Genomic DNA, 22,580 nt, shown 5'->3' on the forward strand with positions numbered 1-22,580 from the left:
GTCCCCATTCTGCCTTTTTCTGTGATGATTTCTTTCAATAAGTACTTTCCAAAAATATAGCAGAATCTTGAAAACGTAGATGTGATGTTTCTCACAGCGATAATCAGCAAAGCATTTATACTAGATATAGAAGCAAAAGACGTATGTTGGAGGGATGAATATGGCACCACTTTCAATAACCTATATGTTGGGAATAGCCTCATCCAACCCAGATGAACTTGATTTTGCCACGGATCGTCTGAAGGAAGAGCATAACCAATTAAGACAGCAGCTAAAGGCTCTCGAACATAGCGCTAAGGAAGTGAGCCTGCTGGATGATCCTGCGGAGGGCGTTCAGGTCTTGCAGCAACTAAGGCAGCAAACCGCTGATTTTGTGGAGGCACTGGAGCGCCACGCGGAATGGGAGGACCAGGAGCTGTTTCCCTTTCTGCTTGATTATTTTCATCGACAATCGGCTCCATCGATCACTCCCTCCTTTTGGGTGCTGGAAAAGGATCACCAGCTGGCGATTTCATTTATCCAGACCTTCCATGAAGCCATCATCGATTTAACGCCAATTGTCATCAAAAAACAGCTGATTGAGGCTGCGGCACATCTCATACAGGCCTGTTTAATCTTAAATGATCACTTTACGATGGAAGAACAGCTCGTAATTCCTTTAACGGAAAAAGTGCTTACGGACCTTGAATCCTTCTTTTCCTAGTTTAATGGACCATTTCAAACGGAATGTTACATGCGGCAAATCTCTTTCGGACAGTTTTCGCAGTGGCATACATCGCGGAGATAGGTTAAATCCTTAATCACGATATGGCCATTTTGAATCTCAAGCGCATCTTCCTTCTTCATATCACTCAACATCCGATTGACACTTTCCCGTGTAGCTCCTATCATATCGGCCATTTCTGTATGATTGATCTTGTAATTGATCAGCGTATGTTCACCGTTTGGAACGCCATACGAATTACTAAGTCTGATAAGTAACGAACAGAGTGCGCCTGGTTTTCCGTACATCATCAAATCACGGAACTTCGTTTCGGTCATGCGGTGCATAAGCCCCATCCATTTCATAAACTCGATGGCCAAATCCCCATGCTGCCAAAGTAAGACTTCGAGGTCTTTTCGTTGAATGACCCCGATCTCACAATCTTCTGTTACTTCTGCACTATAGCTTTGTACAGAGTTCTGAAAGGGATCGATCTGACCGAACAAATCACCAGTCTGATGCAGAGATAGGATAAAGCTTTTACCCGTTTCCGACAGCTTGGTGATGCGCACTCCGCCTTTCATTACGTAGTACAATTTATCCGCGACATCACCTTCCCAGAACAGATAATCACCTTTCTCCGCATGTTTCACATACATAATGCTTTGTAATTTATGGAAATTCTCTTCAGAAAAAAAGGCGAGAATACCGTTAATAGCCATCTGTACCAACTCCTCAACGTTTCTTTGTTATCTCTATCTTAACGGGTTCAGACGGTTTTGTTTATCGGGAGTTCTGCTGATCTTTGGGGGGGAAACTCCCTATTTGGTGTGAGATAAATCACAAGTTAATCCCTTACTTTCCTGATGACTCCTGAGGTAATTTGCAGGTGAAATCGCGCAATGTCCTGATTGCTAAATCAGGGTTTTCCCTGACATACAAGATGAGTGGAAACGTCTACAATGTTAATTAAAATAAATCGGCTCTGGTGCGTAAGGAAATGGAGGTGGCCTATATGGCTCATAGGGATGCAAACATCATAGAAGAGCTGGAGCGTTTGCGAAGCCTAACGTCAAGTGATTTTATCGCACTGGCGCCATTGCATGACAAAGCCGAGCGCATTCGTTGGAGGTATGCTTCAGGCAGCAGGAATGAACGCTATCAGCAAATGGTGATTAAATCAGGCCAAGGATTAGCGGGTTCCGTCCTGCGCCTAGGCAGATGGGTGAAGCTCGATGACTCGCATCCTGATTCGGATCAAGTGCGACGTAGTTGCCCTGTCCTACTTGCCGAGCAACTGCAGACAGCAGCTGTATTTCCAATTTTGACGGATTCCGATAATCTCTTGATAAAAGGCTTGCTGTTCATTGGCAAAAGAACACAGCCCAGATATACGGAGGCCGAGCTCCTTGTCGTTCAGGAAGGTCTTCCTACGCTGGCTTGGTATCTGAAGGAGAATACAGGGGAAATAGCAAAATGAGTTCCATTACTGGAATTCATTTTATTTGTTATTAGTAATACAATAGGAGTAATGATAGGGTAGTTCTAGCCGATTTATTGGAGGATGGGTATGCCGAAAATTCTGGTAGTTGATGATCATGCCGTAGTCAGGTCGGGATTAATGAGCCTGCTGAATGGTAAGCACAGCATGGAAGTTATCGGAGAGGCTGCAGACGGACAAGAAGGTATTCAAGCAGCCCAATTGCTGAAGCCGGATGTCGTATTAATGGATTTGAACATGCCCCATGGCATGGATGGACTTACAGCAACAACAGAATTGAAGCGTCTGATGCCGGATTTGGCGGTGCTGGTTCTGACCATGCATGACGATGACGAGTACCTGTTTAGGGCGATTCACGCCGGCGCCTCAGGGTATATATTGAAAAGCGCTCCGCACGAGGAGCTGTTGACAGCTATCCGCTCCGTTGCATCAGGAAACGCCTATTTGTATCCTACAGCAACCAAAAGGCTGATGAGTGAATATATAGAACGCTTGAAGCATGGAGAAAATATAGGTCCTTACGAATCCCTTTCGGAACGTGAGAAGGAAGTTCTGTCTCTGATTGCCAAAGGATTTTCCAATAAAGAGATAGCCGAACAATTGATTATTAGCGTAAAAACGGTTGAATCGCATAAAAGCAATGTGATGGAGAAGCTAGGGCTCAAAACGAGACCGGAGTTGGTCAAGTTTGCGGTGAAGAAAGGATTGTTGAATTTTGAGTAAGGATGAAAACAGGGAGTATCCGGAAGTGATTGGTGAAAATGTAACCGAGCTTATAGCGCGCATGGATGAGTATATTACAGACTCTTTGTTTCAAGCTGATTTGAAACAGTCTCTCAAGCAGCTGTCCAATGTAAAATTTGCCCTAGATGAATCTTCCATTGTTGCCGTCACGGATCATAAAGGGAAAATTCAATACGTCAACGATAAGTTTTGCGAAATCTCCCAATATTCACGTGCTGAGCTTCTCGGGCAAGACCACCGAATTATTAACTCGGGTTATCATCGGAAGGATTTCATGACCCTCTTGTGGCAAACGATCACCTCTGGCAAGGTGTGGCGCGGAGAGATCAAAAATAAAGCAAAAAGTGGTGGATTCTACTGGGTGGATACGACGATTGTGCCATTCGTGGATGAGAAGGGGCAACCCTACCAGTATCTTGCGATTCGTAACGAAGTCACGCAATTAAAGCGTGTCGAAGAAGAACTGCAGCTTATGATGTCGCAGGTTATGCAAATTCAGGAGGAAGAACGAAGAAAATTTTCGCGTGAGCTCCATGACGGCATCGGACAGAGTCTGTTCTCACTGTTGATACAGATGGATAGAGTGATTGGGGAAAGTGAGCAGTCTGAAATAGTCGGGCTTCGGCATGTGGTTTCCGGAATCATTGAGGAAGTTCGTAATTTGGCGTGGGAAATCCGTCCTTCTGTTCTGGATGATTTAGGTGTAGTGCCGGCCATTCGAACCTATATAGAAAATTACACGGGGCATTACGGAATACGAGTCATTCTGGATAGCAATTTGCGTAAGCGATTGGGAGCATTGGAGGAAACGACCATATACCGCGTTATACAGGAGGCTCTTACCAACGTGGCCAAATATGCCGATGTATCAGAAGCTAACGTGTTCGTTCATGATAAAGAATCGTTTGTTGAAGTACGCATCGAAGATCGGGGAAAAGGTTTTGTTCGCAGTGGCGGCTCCAAAGGAGTGGGGCTGTTCAGTATGGAGGAAAGAGCCAAGAGCATTGGCGGTCAAATCGCTATTCATTCTGAATTGGAAAAAGGGACGACAATCACCTTGATTGTTCCGAAAAGGTGAATCATACTTCCCTGCGATCTTTTTATTGTTCCATTCGAAGCTTCGAGCGTTTCTGTTGTTCTTCTCTATATTGACGGGGGGATAACCCAAAATGCATGCGAAATTGTCGATGGAAGTACGTATAGTTATTAAAACCGCTTGATTTAGCGACATAGTCAAGTGACATTGCGCTGAAGCGAATGCGTTCACATGCGACTGCAAGGCGGACTTCAATGGCATAACTCATGATGGATTGGCCGAAATTGGTTTTAAACAAATTCACAGCTCTGGAGATACTAATTCCCGCATGTTTGGCAATTTGCTCCAAGGTGAGAGCTTCTGTCGCATGCTGATCTATGAATTTTTTAATCCGGTAGGCGATGTAGGATGGACTTAACGTTTTTCCCATGCCGGCAATGTCATGCAGGCGCTGTAAGGTTAAGCAAAAGACGCGCAGCTTATAATCTGTCAGCTCTTCGATGGTGTCATTCATCCGCAACGTTTCCTTCGCCAACTGATTCCACAATTTCAGAAGATCGTCGTCGAGAGGGATGTTTGTCTTTTGCGGAGGTGAGAAATTGTCCCACCACTGGTCAATCCATGTTCCATTGCAAATCACATAGTAATCGATACTGTTGTCTTTCAAGATAAGCTCGTACTTTTCGCCTGGACGAAACATAAGCAGGTCTCCAGGCTCAATCACGACAAATTCGTTATCAATGAGCGCTTCACAGCTACCGCTTGTCTGCAGCCGGATGATGTAGGTGTTTAACAACTCACGCGGATTTCGAAAACGCTTCTTATGGTGCGCCATCCCTACGTAAAGCGTTTCAGCTCGCAAATTATCCTCGCGTCCATGCAACACACCGGCTTCCTCCTTTGACTCGAGCAAATCGTTCATGTTTTAGTTCTATTAGGTAATTATACAAACTTTCTAGGCAATTGTACGCAAATATTTCCATACGCAAACGTGACCGCCCTTGAACAGGGCGGCTATTGTCTCAAATGAGGCTACTCAAAATAAATGGCTTTTCCTGTCTTCGAAGACTCATATATGGCTTCTAATATTTGTGTGACAACAAACGCTTGCTCCGGTTTTACCAACGGCTCGGTATTATGAAGGATACATTCGAGCCACAACCGCGCTTCCATGTCGCTTGAACTCTCTGCGCTGCCTTCAAAAAAAGCGACTCCGCCTGCACTCAAATCGATGGTGGTCGTATTCATTCTGCCCAGCTTTTCGCTGTTAATGCGGAGTCCGTCACGCATGTCCGCTCCGCCTTCCGTACCGCAAAGCGTCGTTTTTGCCTCTAAAGTGTCAAGTGAGTTAAGAGCCCAACTGGATTCGAGTATAACGGTCGCACCGTTCTGCATCGTTATGAAGCCGAAAGCGGAATCCTCCACCGTAAATTTTTTCGGGTCCCACGGTCCCCATATATTTGCCGCGTTTTCTTTGCGGCTAAGCTTGTGGTAAGCCTTGCCTAAAACACATTTTGGTGCATAATTGTTCATCATCCGAAGTGTTAAATCCAACGCATGGCTGCCGATATCGATGAGCGGGCCGCCTTGATGCCTACGATAGTCGCCTGGCGTTACGCCTGCGTGCTTCTTGAACGTTCTATTGAAATGACTTATATGATTATAGCCCACACGGGTAGCGATCTCGGTAACATTGAGGTCCGTTCCTCCTAGCAGTTCCATGGATGCCTGAATACGAATGGCTGATAAGAGCTCGATATACGATTTGCCTCGCACCAGCTTCAGCATATTGCTGAAATAAGATGGTGCCATTAATGCTTTAGCGGAAACCTCTTCCAAATGGAGCTCCTCATTGTAATGCGTTTCCATGTAACTGATAGCTTCATAGAAGGCTTCTCGGTGATGTGCCACCCTGTTGCGCTCATGCTGACTTTGCGTTTGTGAATAGCGTTTATACTGCCTGCCGGTAATGACGAGAAGCTTCAGCAGCTCAGCCTTGATCGCTAGCCGGTAGCCTTCTTCTTGTTCCTCCCATTCCGAGAGAATGACGTTCAGCAAGTTCTCGACCACGGATTGTGTAGGAGGAGGGAACGACATTTTGGGCAGCAGATCGGCTTCGGAAATGAGGGGTCTGATATAGGCGAAATCGACGAACGTCTGCATTTGCGCCAGATCCTGAAAGCTTTCATTAATCGCATGGGGCATGAAATCGACCTGTATCATCTCAAAATCCATCGAATCACGGGGTTCCAAGCGATGCTCTTGAAAGGGCGGGATCGAGAAGAGATCGCCTTTGGTCAACACATATTGCCTGCCCGCCGCCCAATGAAGACAACTGCCGGACATCATGTAGCACAGCTGCAGGTGCTCGTGAGCATGTTGAAATCGATTCATATTCTGTGGCGTTCGAATTTCGATTTTAAAAGGAAACTTCTCGTCGAGTAACTCTTTGTAAGTATAGATTGGATAATCGGACATACAATGACCTCCACTAGATTCATCCGTAACTCATTAGCTACAGATAATGGTACACAGATTCGAGGAATTGTGCAAAAGAAACATGGAAAAGGGAAAGCGTTTACTGAGTTTCGCTGCAATAATAGGAGGAAGTTAAGTTGCCCACTAGATCTGGGAGGAAATGGGGAAAGCGATATGAAGCATCTGGCATTTAGCACGCTCCCCTGCGAGGGCTGGTCTTTGGCTGAAATGATTTCGTTTGCCAAGGCATGCGGTTTTAGCGGAATGGAGCTGAGGGAAGGGCCTGCCTGGGGCATAACCGCCGAGATGGCGCAGGATGAGCGGAAAGTGGCGATTCGGAAATTCGAGGAAGCGGGCATTCGAATCACCAATATTGGTTCAAGTGTATGTTTCACAGGCGAGAGAGGAGATGCCGAGCAATTCGATAATTTTAAAAAAGTCGTTTCGCTCGCTCGTGATTTGAAGGCTGGCGGAGTGCGGATTTTCCTTGGCTACTTCAATAACCGCAGGGATAACCCAGTTCCTGCTATTCCATATCTTGAAATCGCAACCCAGATTAAGCAAGCTTGCGATTACGCGGCCTCTTACGGTGTGCAGGTATGGATCGAGACGCATAATGAATTCGCCACTGGCCGTTCGCTTCGCAAGCTGCTGGATGATGTAGACAGAGCGAATTGTGCGGTTATCTATGATATTATCCATCCGCTGGAAGAAGGAGAGACGCCGGTGGAGACCATTGCATTACTTGGCTCGCAGTGCGTTCATGTACATGTCAAAGACGGCGTCCCTTTTGAAGATTCAATGGAGTCGAACTGGATGTACACCCAGGTCGGCGAGGGGCAGGTGCCGATTGCTTCCATTGTAGATCAGCTTGAGCAGTCGGGATACACCGGCTATTACTCCTTGGAGTGGGAAACCAAATGGCGCAAGGAGCTGCAAGTTCCCGGTATGGAGCCAGCAACTATTTTTCCTGCGTATGTTGAATTTATGCGTGAATTATTTCAAAGCCTAATGGAATGAGGGTTAAGTCGATGAAAACATTAATTACGATCGCTGACGCTGGATTATATGAGTTATTTTGGCAGGAGTCCACTCTGAATAAGCTTTCGAGCTTTTCGGAGGTTGATTTTATTCCCTTGAATGAGAGATTTACAAGTGAGGACCTATCGGAACGAATTGGTTCATATGATGCCTGCATCACTTCATGGGGCTCGCCTCGCTTTACCCCGGATGTGCTCGCGCGCGCGGAGAGATTGAAGTTTATCGGCCATGGAGCAGGCAGTGTAGCATCAATCGTCAAAGAGGATGTGTTCGATACTTCGATTGCCGTAACATCGGCCAATAAAGTACTCGCACTCTCGACTGCGGAGTGTGCACTTTCATTGATGTTTGCCGGAGCGTGGGACTTAGCGGGGTACAGCAATCGGCTTAAAGAGGGGCAGTGGAGCAATAACAACCGCGATACGATTCTCGGCGTGACGCGAAGAGTGATCGGCCTAGTCGGCTACGGGGAAATCTCCAAGCAGGTGATCCGGATGCTGCAGCCTTTTAACACGAGAATCTTGCTGCACTCTAGTTACTGTACGAAGGAGGAAGCGGCTGCGCAGGGCGTCGAGCTCTGTGGTTTGAATGAACTGTTCGAGCGCAGCGACATCGTCTCGTTGCACAATACGTGGACGCCTCGCACGCAAGGAATGATCGGCGCGGAACAGCTAAGACTGCTGCGCGACGGGGCGCTCTTCATTAATACGGCTCGCGGGCCTATTGTGAAAGAAGAGGCGCTCTTGGAAGAACTGAGCAAAGGCAGGATACATGCAGCCCTTGATGTTTACGACATTGAGCCTATGCCAGCCGATCATAAGCTGCAGGCGATGCCTAACGTGTTATGCTTGCCGCACATTGGCGGGTTCCATGGTATATTGAAGCGCGAGCTCTGTGATTTCATCGTCGATGAGCTGCACCGATTCGTGAAAGGTGAGGATTTGCTCGGCAAAGTTACGTTGGATCAGTACCGCAGATTGACGCCGTGGTAGAGGTATCTCGTAGAAAATTGTATAATCAAATGGACAATTTAAACGAGGAGTGTAGCGATGAACGCAATAGAAACACGGATTCATTCGTTGAAACAGTATGTGCCAGAGTTAACGGCACAAACCGATCTGGAAGATTTTTGGGATCGTGTCTCCCGGGAAGCAGCAGAATCCGTGAGATATTCGATTGAGCCGGTCGCCTCCCCGTTCCTACAGGCCGAAGTTTACAAAGTTGTATTGGAGGGTGCAGCAAATACGCCTGTTCATGCTTGGTATATGCTGCCTTCCGTCCAGCTGCGTCATCCACTTCCCTGTATCGTAACCTTTCACGGTTATTCCGGTTCCAAAGGTCAACCGGAGGATCATGCTGCTTGGCTGCTTATGGGGTATGCTGTTCTCGCCATCGACGTTCGGGGGCAAGGGGGGGAGACTGGCAACGGGCTGCCGCAAGAATACGGCATGACCAAGGGATGGGTGACACAGGGGATTCTCGATCCGGAGAGTTCCTATTATCGGGCGGTAGCTATCGATGGCTTGCGTGCTGTACGGTGCGCGATGGCAATGCCGGAGATAAACTCCGAGAGGGTGTTTGTTTTTGGCGGCAGCCAAGGAGGCGGTCTGGCACTGCTTGTATCCGCCTTGGAGCCTAAGCTACGGGCTGTAATCACTCATGTACCGAATATGTGCCACATGGATTTGGGGATACTGCAATCGGTCAGTTCACTCACCGAAGCTGCGGAATTCGTAACTCGCTTCCCGGACCGCCTTGACGAGGTGCTGCGGACGCTTAGTTATTTCGACATCATGAATTTGGCCCATCGAATTACGCTGCCCGTGCATGTGACGGTAGGACTGAAGGACACGACCTGCTTACCCGAGGCGATCTTCGCCGCCTATAATCGGATCGCATCAGTTACCAAAACGGTCGAGGTTCACCCGTTCATGGGGCATGCGCTGCCCCCGGGATTTCACGCTGCGGGACACGCCTTTTTCTCGCAGTGGCTTTGAGGGTTGGACAAGGGGGATCAGCAGCCTAGTAGTGATTATTAACTAATCATTACTAGACTGTAGGCTCGTTTTTCATAAAATTTTTAGCTAAATTCTCGACATTCAAATCTCTTGTATTGTTTTCTTGGTCTCTTAAAATCTGAATCCAATACTGCTCCCCCGGTTTGAATGCTTTGAAAATAGCTTGTTCTGTATTTTCAATACGAACATCGTGACCGCAGTCTATTAAACATTGTTGAAAATCATATAAGGTAGGTTTTTGATTTTCTTCCAAGAATATGAGCCCTCTTAAAAGTTGGATGCTATCCTTGTGGATAACTTTAAAGTGAATAATGTGTTCTTTTTTCATAGATAAGCACTTCCCCTACAACAATTCTTAGCTATCATAGACATATGGTAGCTTTTTTTGTTGTTGGGAGCAGTGATTTTTGTTATAGCTTATCTATGAAATGGTGTTGGATTTATTTGGAATCATTCATTGACATGCGTATGCCGCCGTGCTAAACAGTAACGAAATTGATTATAGATAAACTTCAGCATATCGTTTAGCTAGCGTGGGATAGAACATCTTGAATGGGGAGGCCGTACAATTCGCTCTTAACCCCTCGACCGCTTCATGGGTCGTGACGGGCTACTCCATCGTATTTGCTATATCATCGATTACTTTCAGCCGATTGTCCGATTTCGTGCCCATTCGAAGACTGTTCACGGCGGCGCTGCTGGCATTGGGCGGGGCATCCGTGATTGGCATGTTCAGCGACGGATTTGGTCTGCTGCTTATCACGAGGCTTATTCAGGCTGCAGGCGCTGGCGCTATTCCTTCGCTCGCAATTGTGCTTGTCACTCGTTACATTCCCGTTTCCGCAGAGGCATGGCCATGTCGTTCATATTGTCAGCGGCCTCACTTGGCCTTGGGCTAGGTCCTGTCGTCGGCGGATCGATCGTTCAGTATCTGGGGTGGCATTTCCTATTTGTGATCACCGGCCTAACCCTGCTGCTGATCCCGGTTTTCCTGCTCATACTTCCCCGTGAAAAAGCGGAGCGCGGTTCGTTCGATTTCATTGGCGCCGTCCTGATCGGGATGGGCACGACAGGTTTGCTGCTCTTCCTCACATCCAAGAGCACGGTTGCACTTGTTGTCGGCGTGATTGCCCTGGCATTATTCGCGGTGCGCATCCGCAAAGCGACGAATCCATTCGTCTTGCCCGCGCTATTCGGCGACAGACTCTATCTGGCGCTTGGTGCTATCGGCATTAGCGCCTACATGATCAGCTTCGCCTTCTTGTTCCTCGCCCCGCAAATGCTGGCCAGAGTCTTCGGTTTAACACCGGCTGTATCGGGTCTTGTGCTCTTTCCAGGTGCGCTTCTTGCCATGCTGGTATCCAACAGGGTTGGCCGCCTCATCGACCGATACGGTAACGGCGCGCTCCTCCGCTACACGCCTTGGTTGCTGCTGTTTTCGACCGTTTTGCTGGCGCTAACTGCCGTCCATTCCTTTTATGGGCTTGCCGCCGTCTATATACTGACGAGTATCAGCATCACTTCTATCTCCAGTGCGGTCTCCAACGAGCTATCCCGGCAGTTGACGAAGGAACGGATTGGCTCCGGTATGGGCTTATTTCAGCTGCTGCAATTTTTCAGCGGGGCTTTCGCCGTAGCCATCTCGGGGAGTGCACTCGTCTGGCAGAAGTCACTGCCAACCGAGCGGGCGTTCGACAATCTCATCTGGGGCATGGTCGGAATCGCCATATTGACCATCGTCTTCGCTTTTATTTATCGGGGCTATGCCAGAAAGCGAACGAATGCTGTTGCTACCCTGGTCTAATAAATTGTAATAAAGAGGATTCCACATGGGATCCTCTTTTTGTGCGTAGATAAGAAAGTATAAGTTTTATACTTTTGCTTTGCATCTACCTTGACAAACGCGCTCGTCCCAGTGGGACGACGAAGTCGTTTATCCTTGGTTTGACGGAGAAATTTTGGTGTATAGGTTATCCCTAATCTGGAAAAATTAATGCGGATATGTAAATTTGGGGGGGCTTTTCAGGTGAGCAAGACAGACAATCAGTTATCTGTTTTCTCTTTAGGCGGGATCAACGAAATTGGTAAAAATATGTATGTGGTGCAATACGCAGATGATATTATTGTCATTGATTGCGGCTCGAAGTTTCCGGATGAAAGCTTGCTCGGAATTGACTTAATCGTTCCGGATATTACCTATTTGCTCGAAAATAGCGATAAAGTTCGCGCACTGATTATTACGCATGGACATGAAGATCATATCGGGGGCATTCCATATATACGAAGACAATTGAACATGCCTATTTATGCAACTCGACTTACGCTAGGGCTAATTGAAGGCAAGTTGAGAGAGTCTGGACTGCTTGCGGATACCCAATTTATTGAGATTGACTCCGATTCGAGCATTGAGCTTGGACAAATCACGTCTACCTTTTTCAAAACAAATCATAGTATCCCTGATTGCTTAGGGGTTGTTTTTCGTACACCTGAAGGAACGGTCGTACATACGGGAGATTTCAAATTTGATTTGACCCCAGTGGGCAATCAATACCCTGATATTCATAAAATGGCGGATATTGGGAAAAACGGTATTCTACTTCTTTTATCAGAAAGCACGAATGCCGAGCGCCCTGGCTACACACCTTCAGAAAGTCTTGTAGGCAAGCATATTGAGGATGCCTTCCATAAAGCGAAGCAAAAAGTGTTCATAGCTACATTTGCCTCTAATGTTCATAGGCTTCAGCAAGTCGTAGATGCTGCTCAGGCAACGAATCGGAAATTAGCCTTACTAGGACGCAGTATGGTCAATGTTGTGAGAATTGCTTCCGAGCTCGGCTATCTAACGGTTCCTGATGGGATGCTGGTGGAAGCGGGAGAAGTCAATCGGATGGCTTCCGATCAGATCGCGATCTTATGCACCGGTAGTCAGGGGGAACCGATGGCTGCCTTATCGCGATTGTCCCGTTCGAATTATCGTCAGGTAGAAATCATGCGTGGAGACACCGTTATTCTGTCCTCATCCCCGATTCCGGGTAATGAACGCAATGTATCGCGGACTGTCGATCATTTATTTAGCCTAGGGGCTGAAGTGATTTATGGTTCGAGCTCAGCTACTGGGATGCACGTATCCGGGCACGGGAGCCAAGAGGAGCTGAAGTTAATGCTCACGCTGATGAAGCCGAAGTATTTTATTCCGATTCATGGCGAGTTTAGAATGCTTCATCAGCACCGTATTTTGGCGGAAGGCGTCGGCGTGGACCCGGCTAACATCTACATTTTGAATAATGGCGATGTCGTGGATATTAAGAATGAAGTGGCAACTCAGAGCCGCAAAGTGTACGCGGGGAATACCTTAGTCGATGGATTAGGGGATGTTGGCAATATTGTTCTGCGTGACCGTAAACAACTGGCCGAGGATGGTATCTTGATCGTGGTCCTCCTGCTTAGTAAAAGTGACGGTAAAATTTTGTCAGGTCCGGATATCATCTCCCGCGGGTTTGTCTATGTTCGAGAGTCGGAAGACCTGATGGATCAAGCGAATATGCTAGCAACAGAAACGATAAACAGGCTTCAAAGAGAAAACGTGAATCAATGGAATGTGCTTAAAACAAATGTAAAAGAAGTTCTTGGAAGACTCTTTTATGAAAAGACGGGCAGGAGACCCGTTATTCTCACCATACTCACGGAAATCTAGCACAAACAAGCGGATCCCTTCGGTTTGAAGTTGAATCCGCTTTTTGTTCTAGAGGAGGGACTCAATGATCCATTATTGGCTTGCACTACTCACTATTGCCGTCGCAGTCGCCTACATCGCGGACAAGATGAAACAACCGTATCCAACTTTACTGGTTATTGCCGGGCTATTGTTGGGGGTCATACCGATTCATGCTTTGGATGAAATCAAAACATATGTCGCATCGGATCATGTCTTTCAAACAGCAGTCATTCTGATCTTTCTGTCAGCTTTAATAGGGGATGCGGCCCTTAAGCTGCATGTTCAAGAATTAAAAGCGAATAAACGACCGATTCTTTTACTCTCATTGTTAGGAACTTTCATTACTTTTGTGCTAGTCGCAGGACTTTGTAACGCTTTGTTAGGCCTTTCTTTGCAAAAGTCCTTGGTGTTCGGTGCTCTAATGGCTGCGACAGACCCTGTATCGGTGCTAAGTATTTTTAAAGCCATGGGATTAAATGAAAAGCTGTCCACGATTGTTGAAGGCGAAAGTTTGGCCAATGATGGTGTAGCCGTTGTTTTATTCAAGATTGCAGCAGTTACAACGGTTCTCAGTGCTTCGGGGATCATGGAAGGTGCTGTGGAATTCGTGAAAGTTGTCCTCGGCGGCATCATTATCGGTATGGTCGGAGGATTCATTGCCTCGAAAATTACTTCGAAAATCGATAATTATTTGGTTGAAATAGGACTTTCCATCGTTCTTTTCTATGGTGTTTTTGAAATGGCAGAGATGTTTCACCTCTCTGGGGTGATTTCCGTCGTATTCGCGGGTCTAATATTGGGGACATATGGGAAAAAGATTGGGATGTCCGACCTTACACTCGATAAGATGGACTCCTTCTGGGAAGTGATTGCTTTTATAGCCAATGCGTTAATTTTCCTAATGGTAGGGCTAGAAATTTCAAATATAAATTTTACGGATAAATGGTTGGAGATTGGCGGGAGCATTCTGATTGTTGTAGCTGCCAGGTTCATTGCTGTCTACGTTAGTCTGCTTATGGATCGTTCTATCCCTAGTTCGTGGAAGCCTATTATCGCTTGGGGCGGTTTGAAGGGTTCCTTATCCATTGCATTGATCCTGAGTTTGTCTCCGTCCTTTGAAGGCCGTGACTTATTGCTAGCCATGACCTTCAGCAATGTGGTCTTTTCTCTTCTGATTCAGGGCACTACGGTTAGCAAATTGGTGTCTAAATTGAAAGTTAGCTAGTGCTGCCCGCTTTGCTAAAGCACGAGCTGCAGCAACGCCAAGGACACGCGGGAGGTATTGTTGCCGGAGAAATAAGCGCATGCCGCCTAAATGGCGCATGCGCTTATTATTTGTCAATATCTAGACAGGCAGCAGTAGCACTTTGCCCGAAGTCATATTGGCCGTATACTGCTGGATGGCATCAACGGTTTGACTCATCGGGAAGTTTTGGCTAATCTCGGTTTGGATATGTGATCCAATTGATTTTTTCATTGAGCCCTGCAGGGAGAGAAGTTCAAAAATAGATTGCGTTTTCACCCAATCGGATGCCCAGAATCCGGCGATACGTTTCCGGCGAAAAACAAGATCATCCGCGTTGATCGTTGTCGTTTTTCCGCCTAGAAGGCCGTATTGGAAAATGGTAGCGCCATCAGGGAGAGCCGATAGCACGAGGCCCGTTAAGTCGCCTCCTACGGCATCAAAGCACACGGTAGCTCCAAGCCCATGCGTCTTACGCTTTAAGTCCTCCGCGAAGGTAGCTGAGCTGCTGTTGACGATATGCATTCCGCCTATTTCTCTCAGCAGCAGTTCTTGTTCTTCCTTGCGAACAACACTAATCACAGGAATACCATGCTCTTGGCCGAGCTTCACAAGAATTCTGCCAAGGGCGCTCGCACCGGCTGTTTGAACGATGGCTTTGGATTTATGCTGCTTGGCTATCTTCACCATGGCCATGGCACTTGCCGGATTGACGAAGAAGACAGCACCCTGTTCATCGGACACATGATCTGGCAGCATCATGCAGGTCATTGCACTCGCTTTCGTATAGGGTGCCCAGGAGCCGAAAACTTCGGATACGAAGGCGACACGCTTCCCTTTTAACATACGTGCGACAAGGCTGTTGCCTGTAGCGACAACCGTTCCGCATCCTTCCATGCCGCCAACCGAAGGCAGCTCTCGTTGCATGCCATACTGTCCGTGCAGAAATAATAAGTCGGCGGGATTAATGGAGGCGGCATGTACTTTAATCAGCACCTCACCGCTGTTTATGTCAGGAATGGCAGTCTCGCCAAATTCAATCCCTGAGATCCCTCCATACTCCTTGATCATAACGGCATTCATTATCTTCGTCATGCGAGTAAACCCACCTTATCTATTTGCGTATAATGTTCTCTAATGATTATATATGACTGCTGCAAAAGTGGGAATATTTACAACTGCCTGATAAATCCATGAGCGATATTGAGATCCGATGGCATGAATTTGGTTGCGCCCGATTTGATCAAGCCAGCAAGAACGACACAATTAGAGGCAATGGCCCCGCGCATCCATTTGGGATCGAAGGGAGAGTTAGCTTCTAGGGTTTGGAGGTCCTGAGCTGCCAATTGTCTGGTTAGTAAAGTGAAATCACTTCTATGGCAATACAGATCATCCTCAAGCTCGATCTGAAAATGACGCAAATACGTTTTCTCACCGCCCGTATAAGCAAACTGCTCTAAGGAAGCCGGCAATCGGCAGGAAAGCCATTTGATACAAGTGGCAATCTGTCTTTGTTCTGGAGGTCCAAGCAAGTTGAATTGTTGGTTAAGATCCGAAATGCCGAAGGGAATCAGATAAGGAGCTTCGCTTTCACTTGTGATAACCTGGATGCTGCCTCCCCCGGCATTGATGACATCAAGGTCACTGGGGATATCCGATTCGGCTATCGCTTTCTTCAGCAAGTCAGCTTCTTCTTTCTGGCTAATGGTTCTGTAAGCAATCCTCAAATTCCTACAAACTTCCTGCATATGTTCGGACAAAAGAGGTGATCTTCGCATCGCTTCTGTACCAATAGCTTCGATGTCTCCTTGGCCAAGGCCTTCGATAAAGGAGCCCTGCGTAGAAAGCAAAGACTTTAAAGTACCTTCAATAGACGGCAGGTCCACCCCGCTCTCCAGAAGCTCCCAGGTTAGAACATCCACTTGCTCAATATGATCATTTGATTTCCTGAACACTTTGGCACTATGACTTCCTAAATCCAAAATTAATTTATTACTGTGCATAAGATCTCACCCATTTGTTCCATAGTTTGGTTATCCCCTAGCGTGGTCTCAGAAGTCCAATACTAAAGGATCAATGATTTCTATGTCAACCAATTTTTGCTAAAAATTAGTAAAAGTTTGTATAAAGATCTAGTTTCAACAAATTGCATTGTTTTACGACACAGCGGGAATGAAATTAGAGGGGGTAGGGGGAATAGATGCAAGGATTGCTGTTTACATTGGATTTTTTGAAGAGGTTGTTTGTGAAGGTTGAGGCGAAGCAAGATGAAGCCAGAATGAATACTTTTGTGTACTAAGAGGTGTCCTAAATCGGATGCCATCCTCACCCTATCAACGACAAATAAGAGCCTCTAAGGGCTCTTATTCCGCGCCATTAACCACTTTCTGCGCAAATAGAAGCTCCAAAAGGCGCTTATTTCTCCTTTAGGAACATCCCATCGTCACATGACAAATTTATAGCCTACGCCCCACACGGTTTTTATGTATTTCGGTTCTTTGGGATTAACTTCAATTTTTCTGCGCAAATTCGTAATATGAACGTCAATGGCACGGTCGTTTATGTAGGAATCGAAACCACGTAAGGCATTTATGAGATCTTCTCGGCGGTAAACACGTTCGGGGTGCTCGTACAGCAGCCGGATAAGCTCGAATTCGGAGAACGTCATTTCGATGGACTCGCCTCGAACATAGAGCGTTCTTTTTTCCAAATTAATGTTTAAATCCGTGGCTGGTACGGTAACTTCATGATCGGCCTGAAGTTTTGGCGTCTCTGTAGGGTGTCCCAGTTTGAAACGACGTAAAAGGGCTTGTATTCTGGCTTTCATCTCATGCATGCTGAATGGTTTGACTAAGTAATCGTCAGCACCTACAGTGAATGCTTCGATCTTTTCGCTCACTCTGGAGTTAGATGAAATGATAATAATGGGCACAGGCGTTATGTTCCGTAGGGAAGTACACAGCTCAATTCCTTCAAAGTCAGGAAGATTAAGATCGAGAAGAATGAGATCCGGTTCGAATTCATGCAAGGCTGCAAGGCCTTCCTGACCGTTGTGGGACCTTAGGACTAGGAAGTCTTCCTCCTTCAGATACATACAAATCATTTCACCGATAATATCATCGTCCTCAATTAGTAGAACTCTGTCCATTAGAAACTCCCCCTAACTAAGCTAAATTTTCCAATTCAAAAATTCGTGAAATGAACAGAGGGAATGCACACGCTAACACTTTACTCATTAATTCTATTATACGGTGTCGAAATTTAAGAGTAAACCGCTATCATTGACATTTTAAGAGAAATTGTTAGTAAATTATTAGCGAAATTAAAAGGGGGAATTCATACCATCTATGCAAGTAACCTAATAAGTGGAAAGTATAATAGAGATAATGCGTATTTTATTGCTTGTAAGGGTGGAGGGAAATGGGTCTTTTGGACGGGTATGGTGTTCTAGTTGTAAGTGATTCAAGTGAATTAAGATCAGTAGTAGGAGCCTTAATCGAGAAAGATACACAATTCGTAATGACAGGTATGGCGAAGCACGGAAATACTGTCCTTGATTGCATCTTGGCTAGTAAACCGGATTTGGTCATCATTGATTTAGATATGGCTAACTCAGATGGACTAATGGCACTTCATCTTATTATGAATCATAGTCCTATTCCTGTCGTAGTACTTAGTACGCATACACCCGAAGGTTCTATGAAGACCATTCAAGCGATGCGCTTAGGTGCGGCAGATTATTTTCATAAAGAAATGTTAACCCAGGAATTGACGAATAAAATTGTGACCTCTTATTTTCTAGAACGATGCAAAATGGCTATTCAAAACGGGATTCAAGGCATCTATGACTCTCACTTTTTTTCAACAGGAATTGCAGAAACCGTGCTTTCTGCCCCCCAGCCACATAGACAAGATCAGTTCCAAAGGCGGATGGATATCGAGTTTCACTTGCGAAGAGCGATTAACAATCAGGAATTCCATCTTGTTTATCAACCAGTGGTTGATGTATATACGAATCGAATTGTAGGACTTGAGAGCCTGATTCGTTGGCATAATCCTACTTTGGGTCATGTGCCTCCATCTGATTTTATCCCTATAGCCGAGGAAAGCGGTCTTATTCATGAAATTGGAGAATGGGTGCTGAAGGAAGCCTGCATGCAGAACAAGCGGTGGCAGGAGGCGGGCCTTTCCAAGGTGTTTGTTGCAGTTAATCTGTCCAGGCGACAGTTCAACGATAGCCGACTTAGCCGGATGATTCAGACTATTTTGGAGAAAACAGGCTTACAGCCCAAGTACTTAGAACTCGAAATTACCGAAAGTATGAGTATGCAGGTTGAACTGGCCGCAGATGCGCTTCGTCAGCTGAAGAAGCTGGGTGTTCGCGTCGCGATGGATGATTTTGGAACAGGGTATAGCTCACTCGGGTATCTCAGAGATTTTCCCATTGATAAATTGAAAATTGACCAATCCTTTATTAAGGGATTGATACATAAACAAGTGAATGCGGTAATCGTAAACACGATGGTTACGATGGCTAGAAATTTGAATCTTCTCGTTGTAGCGGAAGGTGTGGAGACAGAGGAGGAGCTTCAAGTACTGCGGGAGTGCGGCTGCAGGCTGGTCCAAGGCTATTATTTCAGCCAGCCGGTCAAGGCGAAGCGTATAGAGGAAATGCTGCATCTAGAAACCAAACAAACAGGATAGCGTGATTATCCTACATTCTAAGTCGATATAGGCTGGTGATTACTCTGCTTGACGCTTTGATTACCAATTTTGCTATTATAACGATTTTTGTATTATTCGTGGAACAGCTTTCCAGAACGATGAAACTGAATCAGAAGCCTGCTTGGCTCTATAAGGTTTTCATTGGGCTTTCCTATGGAATGTTAGTTTTTGTCCTCTTACACTTCAGTGTCAACGTTGATGATCACGTTAGTATTAACTTTCGCGGAGTAGCCTTACTGCTTTCAATTTATCTAGGAGGATTCATCTCCTTAAGTATTACATTCGTATGCTTATGGATAGGGCGCTACATCTTTGAAGGTAACATAGAAATACCGCAGCTGATATTTGGAGTGATAGCTGTCATGGGGATTAGTATTATATTTGCAAAAACGCGTTCATATTGGCTTAAATGGTTATTTGGAGGAGTCATTTTCTACCCGTCCTATTATACGATGCTATGGTTTGTTTATCGAACACCGTTTGATATCTTTTACAGATATATTATCATTCAGCTTGTTTGTTTGTTTCTTGTTGCTTGTTTTCTGCGATATTTAGTCCGTGCTCGTGAGTATAAACAGCAGATCTATCAAGTGGAACAGGAACTAATCGATATGCTGCGCTTTCAGGCAGGCTTTACGTTTAAATTCCATAAACACCGGGATCAATACGTTTACATCCTATTTGAAGGACAGCTGGTCTATCATCTTGGTCTGAGACCTAGTCAATTCATCGGCAAAAAATTGGACGAAATCCATGTATTAAGTGAAGAGTTTAAACAATTCGTAAAGCAGCATTATGATAAAGCTTGGCAGGGTGAACGAGTCTCGTATGAATACGATAGCAGTGGTTCCACGATCCTTGTTAATCTACAACCCATTTATAAGTATGGTTCCGTCAATGAAGTGATTGGATCTGCCGTGGACGTGACCGAACATCGTGCAGCGCAGAGCAAAGCGAGAGTCAGAGATGAGCAATATCGGACGTTAGTGGAAAATTCGGAGGACTTTATTTTCAGATTTCGCCTGGACGGAAGCATCTCCTCTACGAACTACAAAATGTATCAGACCTTTCAGCTAGAGTATGAGCAAGTAAGGGGACAGCAATTAACGGATCTGGTCCAAATGGATGAACCCGAGAAGTGGGAGCGGATATTCGAACAAACGATTGAGAAGGGGAAAACGCAGCAATTTGCGATTAACTTCCTGCTTCCGGATGGCAATCAACATGCGTATAACGTCACCTTGTCCCCTTTATACAATGAGGATAAAACAGAGATCACCGGCGTCACCGGTACGGTACATGATATAACCGACTTGAAGAAGCGGGAAGAAGCAGATGAGTCGAACAGGGCGAAGAGTAAGTTTCTAGCTAGGATGAGTCATGAAATACGCACACCCTTGAATGGTATTATTGGACTTTCATTACTTTTACAACGGACAGAATTGACGGCGATTCAGAAGGACTATTTGGAAAAAATTGATTGTTCCTCGAATGTCTTGCTTGCAACGATTAACGATATTCTTGATTTTTCGAAGATAGAGGCAGGTAAAATGACCTTAGAGATGGTGGATTTCTCACTAGAACTATCGCTTCAAAAGGTTGCCGATCTGGTCAGCGTTTCTATAGGCAAGAAGCGAATCGAGATTATGCTGGATACACCAGCAGATTTACCGGATATCGTTAGCGGGGATTCCTTTCGTCTAGAACAAGTACTGATTAATTTATCTAATAATGCGATTAAATTTACCAAGCAAGGCTATATCCGATTGAAAGTTCGGGTCGAGAAATATGTAGACGAAGGGGTCGTTGTTTCATTTACGATGGAAGACTCTGGAATTGGCATTTCTAAGGAGCAGCTATCGCAGCTGTTCTTACCGTTCTCGCAAGCAGATACATCCATAAGCCGCAGGTATGGTGGTACCGGGTTAGGACTTGTCATATGCCAGCATTTGGTGCAGTCTATGGGGGGCGTTTTGCAGGTGGATACGGTCCTTGGGGAAGGCAGCCGCTTTTATTTTAGCCTGATGTTTGGCACAAAAGGGTACGCAAGGGAAGAGGCGAAGCGCCTGAACAAGCTTGTTGGGCTGCCGCAGGGGAATAACCGTGTTCTCGTAGCTGAGGATCATCCAGTTGTAGCGCAGCATATATCGGAGCTTCTTGGTTCCTTTCAATATCATGTGGATACGGTTACATCTTCATCTGATTTATTTGCTTCTTTGGAACATAAGAGCGCGGACAAGCCTGCAAATGACTATATATTCTTGGATATGCAAATGGATCAAATGCAGCATCCCGCCACTTGGCGCCATGTCTTAGATTCGATAGATCGCTCGCAGACGAGAGTGATTGCGTTTACAACACTTGAAGGCAGGGAGGAAATGTCCGAATTGCCCTCGGAGCTGAAAGCGGATGCAGTTATTGTTAAGCCTGTCAGCAGGCTGACCTTGCGGAAAAGTTTGCAAGCTTTAAATCAACGTAGACTGGAAGCATCTCAAACTTCTGCAAACAATTCCATTGAAGTAAGCAACTCGTCGTCCATGCCCAAAGGTAGTATTTTAGTTGCAGAGGATAATGAAATTAATCAATTGGTGATTATTGGCCTTCTTGAACAATTGGGTTACCAAGCGGTTATCGCGCAGAATGGCTATGAAGTCCTGGAGCTTGTTGATCAGCAGGAATGGAAGCTTATTCTAATGGATATTCATATGCCTGAGATGGATGGCTATGAGGCCACACATCGGCTGAGGAAGCTTAAACTGATGAATAAGATCCCGATCATTGCCCTAACAGCAGATGTCATGATGCAGGACCGTCTGGAAATTCTTAAACTTGGGCTGAATGACATCCTGATTAAACCAGTAGATGATAAGCAGCTTTCCGATATGCTGGAGAAGTGGCTAAATCCGAGTTGGTTATTTGAAATCGAGGGTGTAGACACCACGCAAATCATGCGAAATATTGATCATAAGATACATATTTTTCAATATATGATAGAGAAGTTTAAGCTGGATTACCGTAATTTCTCGGAGCAATTTTTCCCGTTTATCGTCAATCAGGAGAATGCGACTGCACGCAGAATGGTTCATACGCTGAAAGGCATTGCAGCCAATTTCTACGCGGAGCCGTTGTTATCGGCGGTTCTGGCTTTGGAAAAAGAGATGGAATGCGAAATAAATTTGGAAGTCTGTCTTGAGGGGATTACTCGTATACAGATTGAGATTGATCGGATACTTGGTGTGAAACAAGATGTCCGGCAATCGAATTACCGGAGTCGTTAGATGGCTGGTTATAACGTTGGAAGCTGCCGCGGCAGCTTTTCTTTTTTGAGGAGGAAAAAAATCATATAATTGGTATAAGAAGATTTACTGTGAAAAGG

At 45.7% G+C, this 22,580-nt stretch carries 18 protein-coding genes and 1 pseudogene; 12 read left to right on the forward strand and 7 right to left on the reverse strand.

The window, feature by feature from the left end; translation table 11 throughout:
• The first annotated feature begins 160 nt into the window (after positions 1 to 160).
• Positions 161 to 703 (forward strand): hemerythrin domain-containing protein, encoded by a 543-nt coding sequence (locus tag G519_RS43295; RefSeq protein WP_051253447.1) that lies wholly within the window; start codon positions 161 to 163, stop codon positions 701 to 703.
• A gap of 26 nt (positions 704 to 729) precedes the next feature.
• Here G519_RS43295 and G519_RS0116790 read toward each other — a convergent pair whose 3' ends face one another.
• The gene (locus G519_RS0116790; protein ID WP_029195707.1) at positions 730 to 1,425 is read right to left on the reverse strand and encodes a Crp/Fnr family transcriptional regulator; all 696 of its coding nucleotides are present in this window, start codon (positions 1,423 to 1,425) and stop codon (positions 730 to 732) included.
• Positions 1,426 to 1,718: 293 nt separating this feature from the next.
• Here G519_RS0116790 and G519_RS43300 point away from each other — a divergent pair, with 293 nt between their 5' ends.
• The 3 genes from G519_RS43300 (at position 1,719) to G519_RS0116805 (ending at position 4,026) form a co-directional block, all read left to right on the forward strand.
• Positions 1,719 to 2,183 carry a GAF domain-containing protein gene (locus G519_RS43300; protein ID WP_051253448.1) on the forward strand — a complete coding sequence of 155 codons (465 nt, stop codon included), beginning with the start codon at positions 1,719 to 1,721 and terminating at the stop codon, positions 2,181 to 2,183.
• Positions 2,184 to 2,273: 90 nt separating this feature from the next.
• Positions 2,274 to 2,927: a response regulator transcription factor gene (locus G519_RS0116800; protein ID WP_029195708.1), complete on the forward strand. Its 654-nt coding sequence runs from the start codon at positions 2,274 to 2,276 to the stop codon at positions 2,925 to 2,927.
• Positions 2,920 to 4,026, forward strand: coding sequence for a PAS domain-containing sensor histidine kinase (locus tag G519_RS0116805; RefSeq protein WP_036633195.1), 1,107 nt, complete (start codon positions 2,920 to 2,922; stop codon positions 4,024 to 4,026). The genes G519_RS0116800 and G519_RS0116805 overlap by 8 nt, the downstream gene beginning before the upstream one ends.
• 22 nt (positions 4,027 to 4,048) lie before the next feature.
• Here G519_RS0116805 and G519_RS0116810 read toward each other — a convergent pair whose 3' ends face one another.
• Both G519_RS0116810 and G519_RS49035 read right to left on the reverse strand, forming a co-directional pair.
• Positions 4,049 to 4,870, reverse strand: coding sequence for an AraC family transcriptional regulator (locus G519_RS0116810; protein ID WP_051253449.1), 822 nt, complete (start codon positions 4,868 to 4,870; stop codon positions 4,049 to 4,051).
• 146 nt (positions 4,871 to 5,016) lie between these two features.
• On the reverse strand, positions 5,017 to 6,462 hold the full coding sequence (locus G519_RS49035; RefSeq protein WP_084160196.1) for a helix-turn-helix domain-containing protein: 1,446 nt from the start codon (positions 6,460 to 6,462) through the stop codon (positions 5,017 to 5,019).
• A 174-nt stretch (positions 6,463 to 6,636) separates the two neighbouring features.
• Here G519_RS49035 and G519_RS0116820 point away from each other — a divergent pair, with 174 nt between their 5' ends.
• From G519_RS0116820 to G519_RS43310, 3 genes are read left to right on the forward strand one after another with little or no spacing between them, the layout of a single operon-like run.
• Positions 6,637 to 7,482, forward strand: coding sequence for a sugar phosphate isomerase/epimerase family protein (locus G519_RS0116820; RefSeq protein ID WP_029195711.1), 846 nt, complete (start codon positions 6,637 to 6,639; stop codon positions 7,480 to 7,482).
• An 11-nt stretch (positions 7,483 to 7,493) separates the two neighbouring features.
• Complete coding sequence (locus G519_RS0116825) at positions 7,494 to 8,495, forward strand: hydroxyacid dehydrogenase (RefSeq protein WP_029195712.1); 1,002 nt, start codon at positions 7,494 to 7,496, stop codon at positions 8,493 to 8,495.
• A 57-nt stretch (positions 8,496 to 8,552) separates the two neighbouring features.
• Positions 8,553 to 9,500: an acetylxylan esterase gene (locus G519_RS43310; protein WP_051253450.1), complete on the forward strand. Its 948-nt coding sequence runs from the start codon at positions 8,553 to 8,555 to the stop codon at positions 9,498 to 9,500.
• 52 nt (positions 9,501 to 9,552) lie between these two features.
• Here G519_RS43310 and G519_RS0116835 read toward each other — a convergent pair whose 3' ends face one another.
• On the reverse strand, positions 9,553 to 9,849 hold the full coding sequence (locus G519_RS0116835) for a hypothetical protein (RefSeq protein ID WP_029195713.1): 297 nt from the start codon (positions 9,847 to 9,849) through the stop codon (positions 9,553 to 9,555).
• 274 nt (positions 9,850 to 10,123) lie between these two features.
• Between G519_RS0116835 and G519_RS43315 the strand changes: the two are divergent.
• From G519_RS43315 to G519_RS0116850, 3 genes and pseudogenes are all read left to right on the forward strand, one after another.
• Positions 10,124 to 11,325: pseudogene (locus G519_RS43315) on the forward strand (MFS transporter).
• Between the two features lie 222 nt (positions 11,326 to 11,547).
• On the forward strand, positions 11,548 to 13,215 hold the full coding sequence (locus G519_RS0116845) for a ribonuclease J (protein WP_029195714.1): 1,668 nt from the start codon (positions 11,548 to 11,550) through the stop codon (positions 13,213 to 13,215).
• A 64-nt stretch (positions 13,216 to 13,279) separates the two neighbouring features.
• Positions 13,280 to 14,461: a cation:proton antiporter gene (locus G519_RS0116850; protein ID WP_029195715.1), complete on the forward strand. Its 1,182-nt coding sequence runs from the start codon at positions 13,280 to 13,282 to the stop codon at positions 14,459 to 14,461.
• Positions 14,462 to 14,581: 120 nt separating this feature from the next.
• Here the strand turns inward: G519_RS0116850 and G519_RS0116855 are convergent, their stop codons facing one another.
• The 3 genes from G519_RS0116855 to G519_RS0116870 all read right to left on the reverse strand — a co-directional run bounded on the left by G519_RS0116855 (position 14,582) and on the right by G519_RS0116870 (position 17,627).
• Positions 14,582 to 15,574: a zinc-binding dehydrogenase gene (locus G519_RS0116855; protein ID WP_036633196.1), complete on the reverse strand. Its 993-nt coding sequence runs from the start codon at positions 15,572 to 15,574 to the stop codon at positions 14,582 to 14,584.
• A gap of 77 nt (positions 15,575 to 15,651) precedes the next feature.
• The gene (locus G519_RS43320) at positions 15,652 to 16,482 is read right to left on the reverse strand and encodes a Ppx/GppA phosphatase family protein (protein ID WP_036633223.1); all 831 of its coding nucleotides are present in this window, start codon (positions 16,480 to 16,482) and stop codon (positions 15,652 to 15,654) included.
• Between the two features lie 440 nt (positions 16,483 to 16,922).
• Entirely contained in the window at positions 16,923 to 17,627 is a 705-nt protein-coding gene (locus tag G519_RS0116870) for a response regulator transcription factor (protein WP_029195717.1), read from the reverse strand.
• A gap of 272 nt (positions 17,628 to 17,899) precedes the next feature.
• Between G519_RS0116870 and G519_RS47565 the strand changes: the two genes are divergently transcribed.
• Together G519_RS47565 and G519_RS47570 are read left to right on the forward strand one after the other, a co-directional pair.
• Positions 17,900 to 19,183 carry an EAL domain-containing protein gene (locus tag G519_RS47565; protein ID WP_051253452.1) on the forward strand — a complete coding sequence of 428 codons (1,284 nt, stop codon included), beginning with the start codon at positions 17,900 to 17,902 and terminating at the stop codon, positions 19,181 to 19,183.
• Positions 19,184 to 19,566: 383 nt separating this feature from the next.
• Complete coding sequence (locus G519_RS47570; protein WP_244280143.1) at positions 19,567 to 22,482, forward strand: hybrid sensor histidine kinase/response regulator; 2,916 nt, start codon at positions 19,567 to 19,569, stop codon at positions 22,480 to 22,482.
• Positions 22,483 to 22,580 lie beyond the last annotated feature (98 nt).

This window comes from Paenibacillus alginolyticus DSM 5050 = NBRC 15375 (assembly GCF_000422905.1).
Lineage (GTDB): Bacteria > Bacillota > Bacilli > Paenibacillales > NBRC-103111 > Paenibacillus_E > Paenibacillus_E alginolyticus.

Bases quoted from the DNA above. Each gene is read 5' to 3' on its own strand.
- G519_RS43320 (WP_036633223.1), bottom strand. From the start codon at position 16,482: ATGCACAGTAATAAATTAATTTTGGATTTAGGAAGTCATAGTGCCAAA.
- G519_RS0116835 (WP_029195713.1), bottom strand. From the start codon at position 9,849: ATGAAAAAAGAACACATTATTCACTTTAAAGTTATCCACAAGGATAGC.
- G519_RS0116800 (WP_029195708.1), top strand. From the start codon at position 2,274: ATGCCGAAAATTCTGGTAGTTGATGATCATGCCGTAGTCAGGTCGGGA.
- G519_RS47570 (WP_244280143.1), top strand. From the start codon at position 19,567: ATGGGGATTAGTATTATATTTGCAAAAACGCGTTCATATTGGCTTAAA.
- G519_RS0116850 (WP_029195715.1), top strand. From the start codon at position 13,280: ATGATCCATTATTGGCTTGCACTACTCACTATTGCCGTCGCAGTCGCC.
- G519_RS0116855 (WP_036633196.1), bottom strand. From the start codon at position 15,574: ATGACGAAGATAATGAATGCCGTTATGATCAAGGAGTATGGAGGGATC.
- G519_RS0116870 (WP_029195717.1), bottom strand. From the start codon at position 17,627: ATGGACAGAGTTCTACTAATTGAGGACGATGATATTATCGGTGAAATG.
- G519_RS0116825 (WP_029195712.1), top strand. From the start codon at position 7,494: ATGAAAACATTAATTACGATCGCTGACGCTGGATTATATGAGTTATTT.
- G519_RS43295 (WP_051253447.1), top strand. From the start codon at position 161: ATGGCACCACTTTCAATAACCTATATGTTGGGAATAGCCTCATCCAAC.
- G519_RS0116790 (WP_029195707.1), bottom strand. From the start codon at position 1,425: ATGGCTATTAACGGTATTCTCGCCTTTTTTTCTGAAGAGAATTTCCAT.
- G519_RS47565 (WP_051253452.1), top strand. From the start codon at position 17,900: ATGGGTCTTTTGGACGGGTATGGTGTTCTAGTTGTAAGTGATTCAAGT.
- G519_RS43300 (WP_051253448.1), top strand. From the start codon at position 1,719: ATGGCTCATAGGGATGCAAACATCATAGAAGAGCTGGAGCGTTTGCGA.
- G519_RS49035 (WP_084160196.1), bottom strand. From the start codon at position 6,462: ATGTCCGATTATCCAATCTATACTTACAAAGAGTTACTCGACGAGAAG.
- G519_RS43310 (WP_051253450.1), top strand. From the start codon at position 8,553: ATGAACGCAATAGAAACACGGATTCATTCGTTGAAACAGTATGTGCCA.
- G519_RS0116820 (WP_029195711.1), top strand. From the start codon at position 6,637: ATGAAGCATCTGGCATTTAGCACGCTCCCCTGCGAGGGCTGGTCTTTG.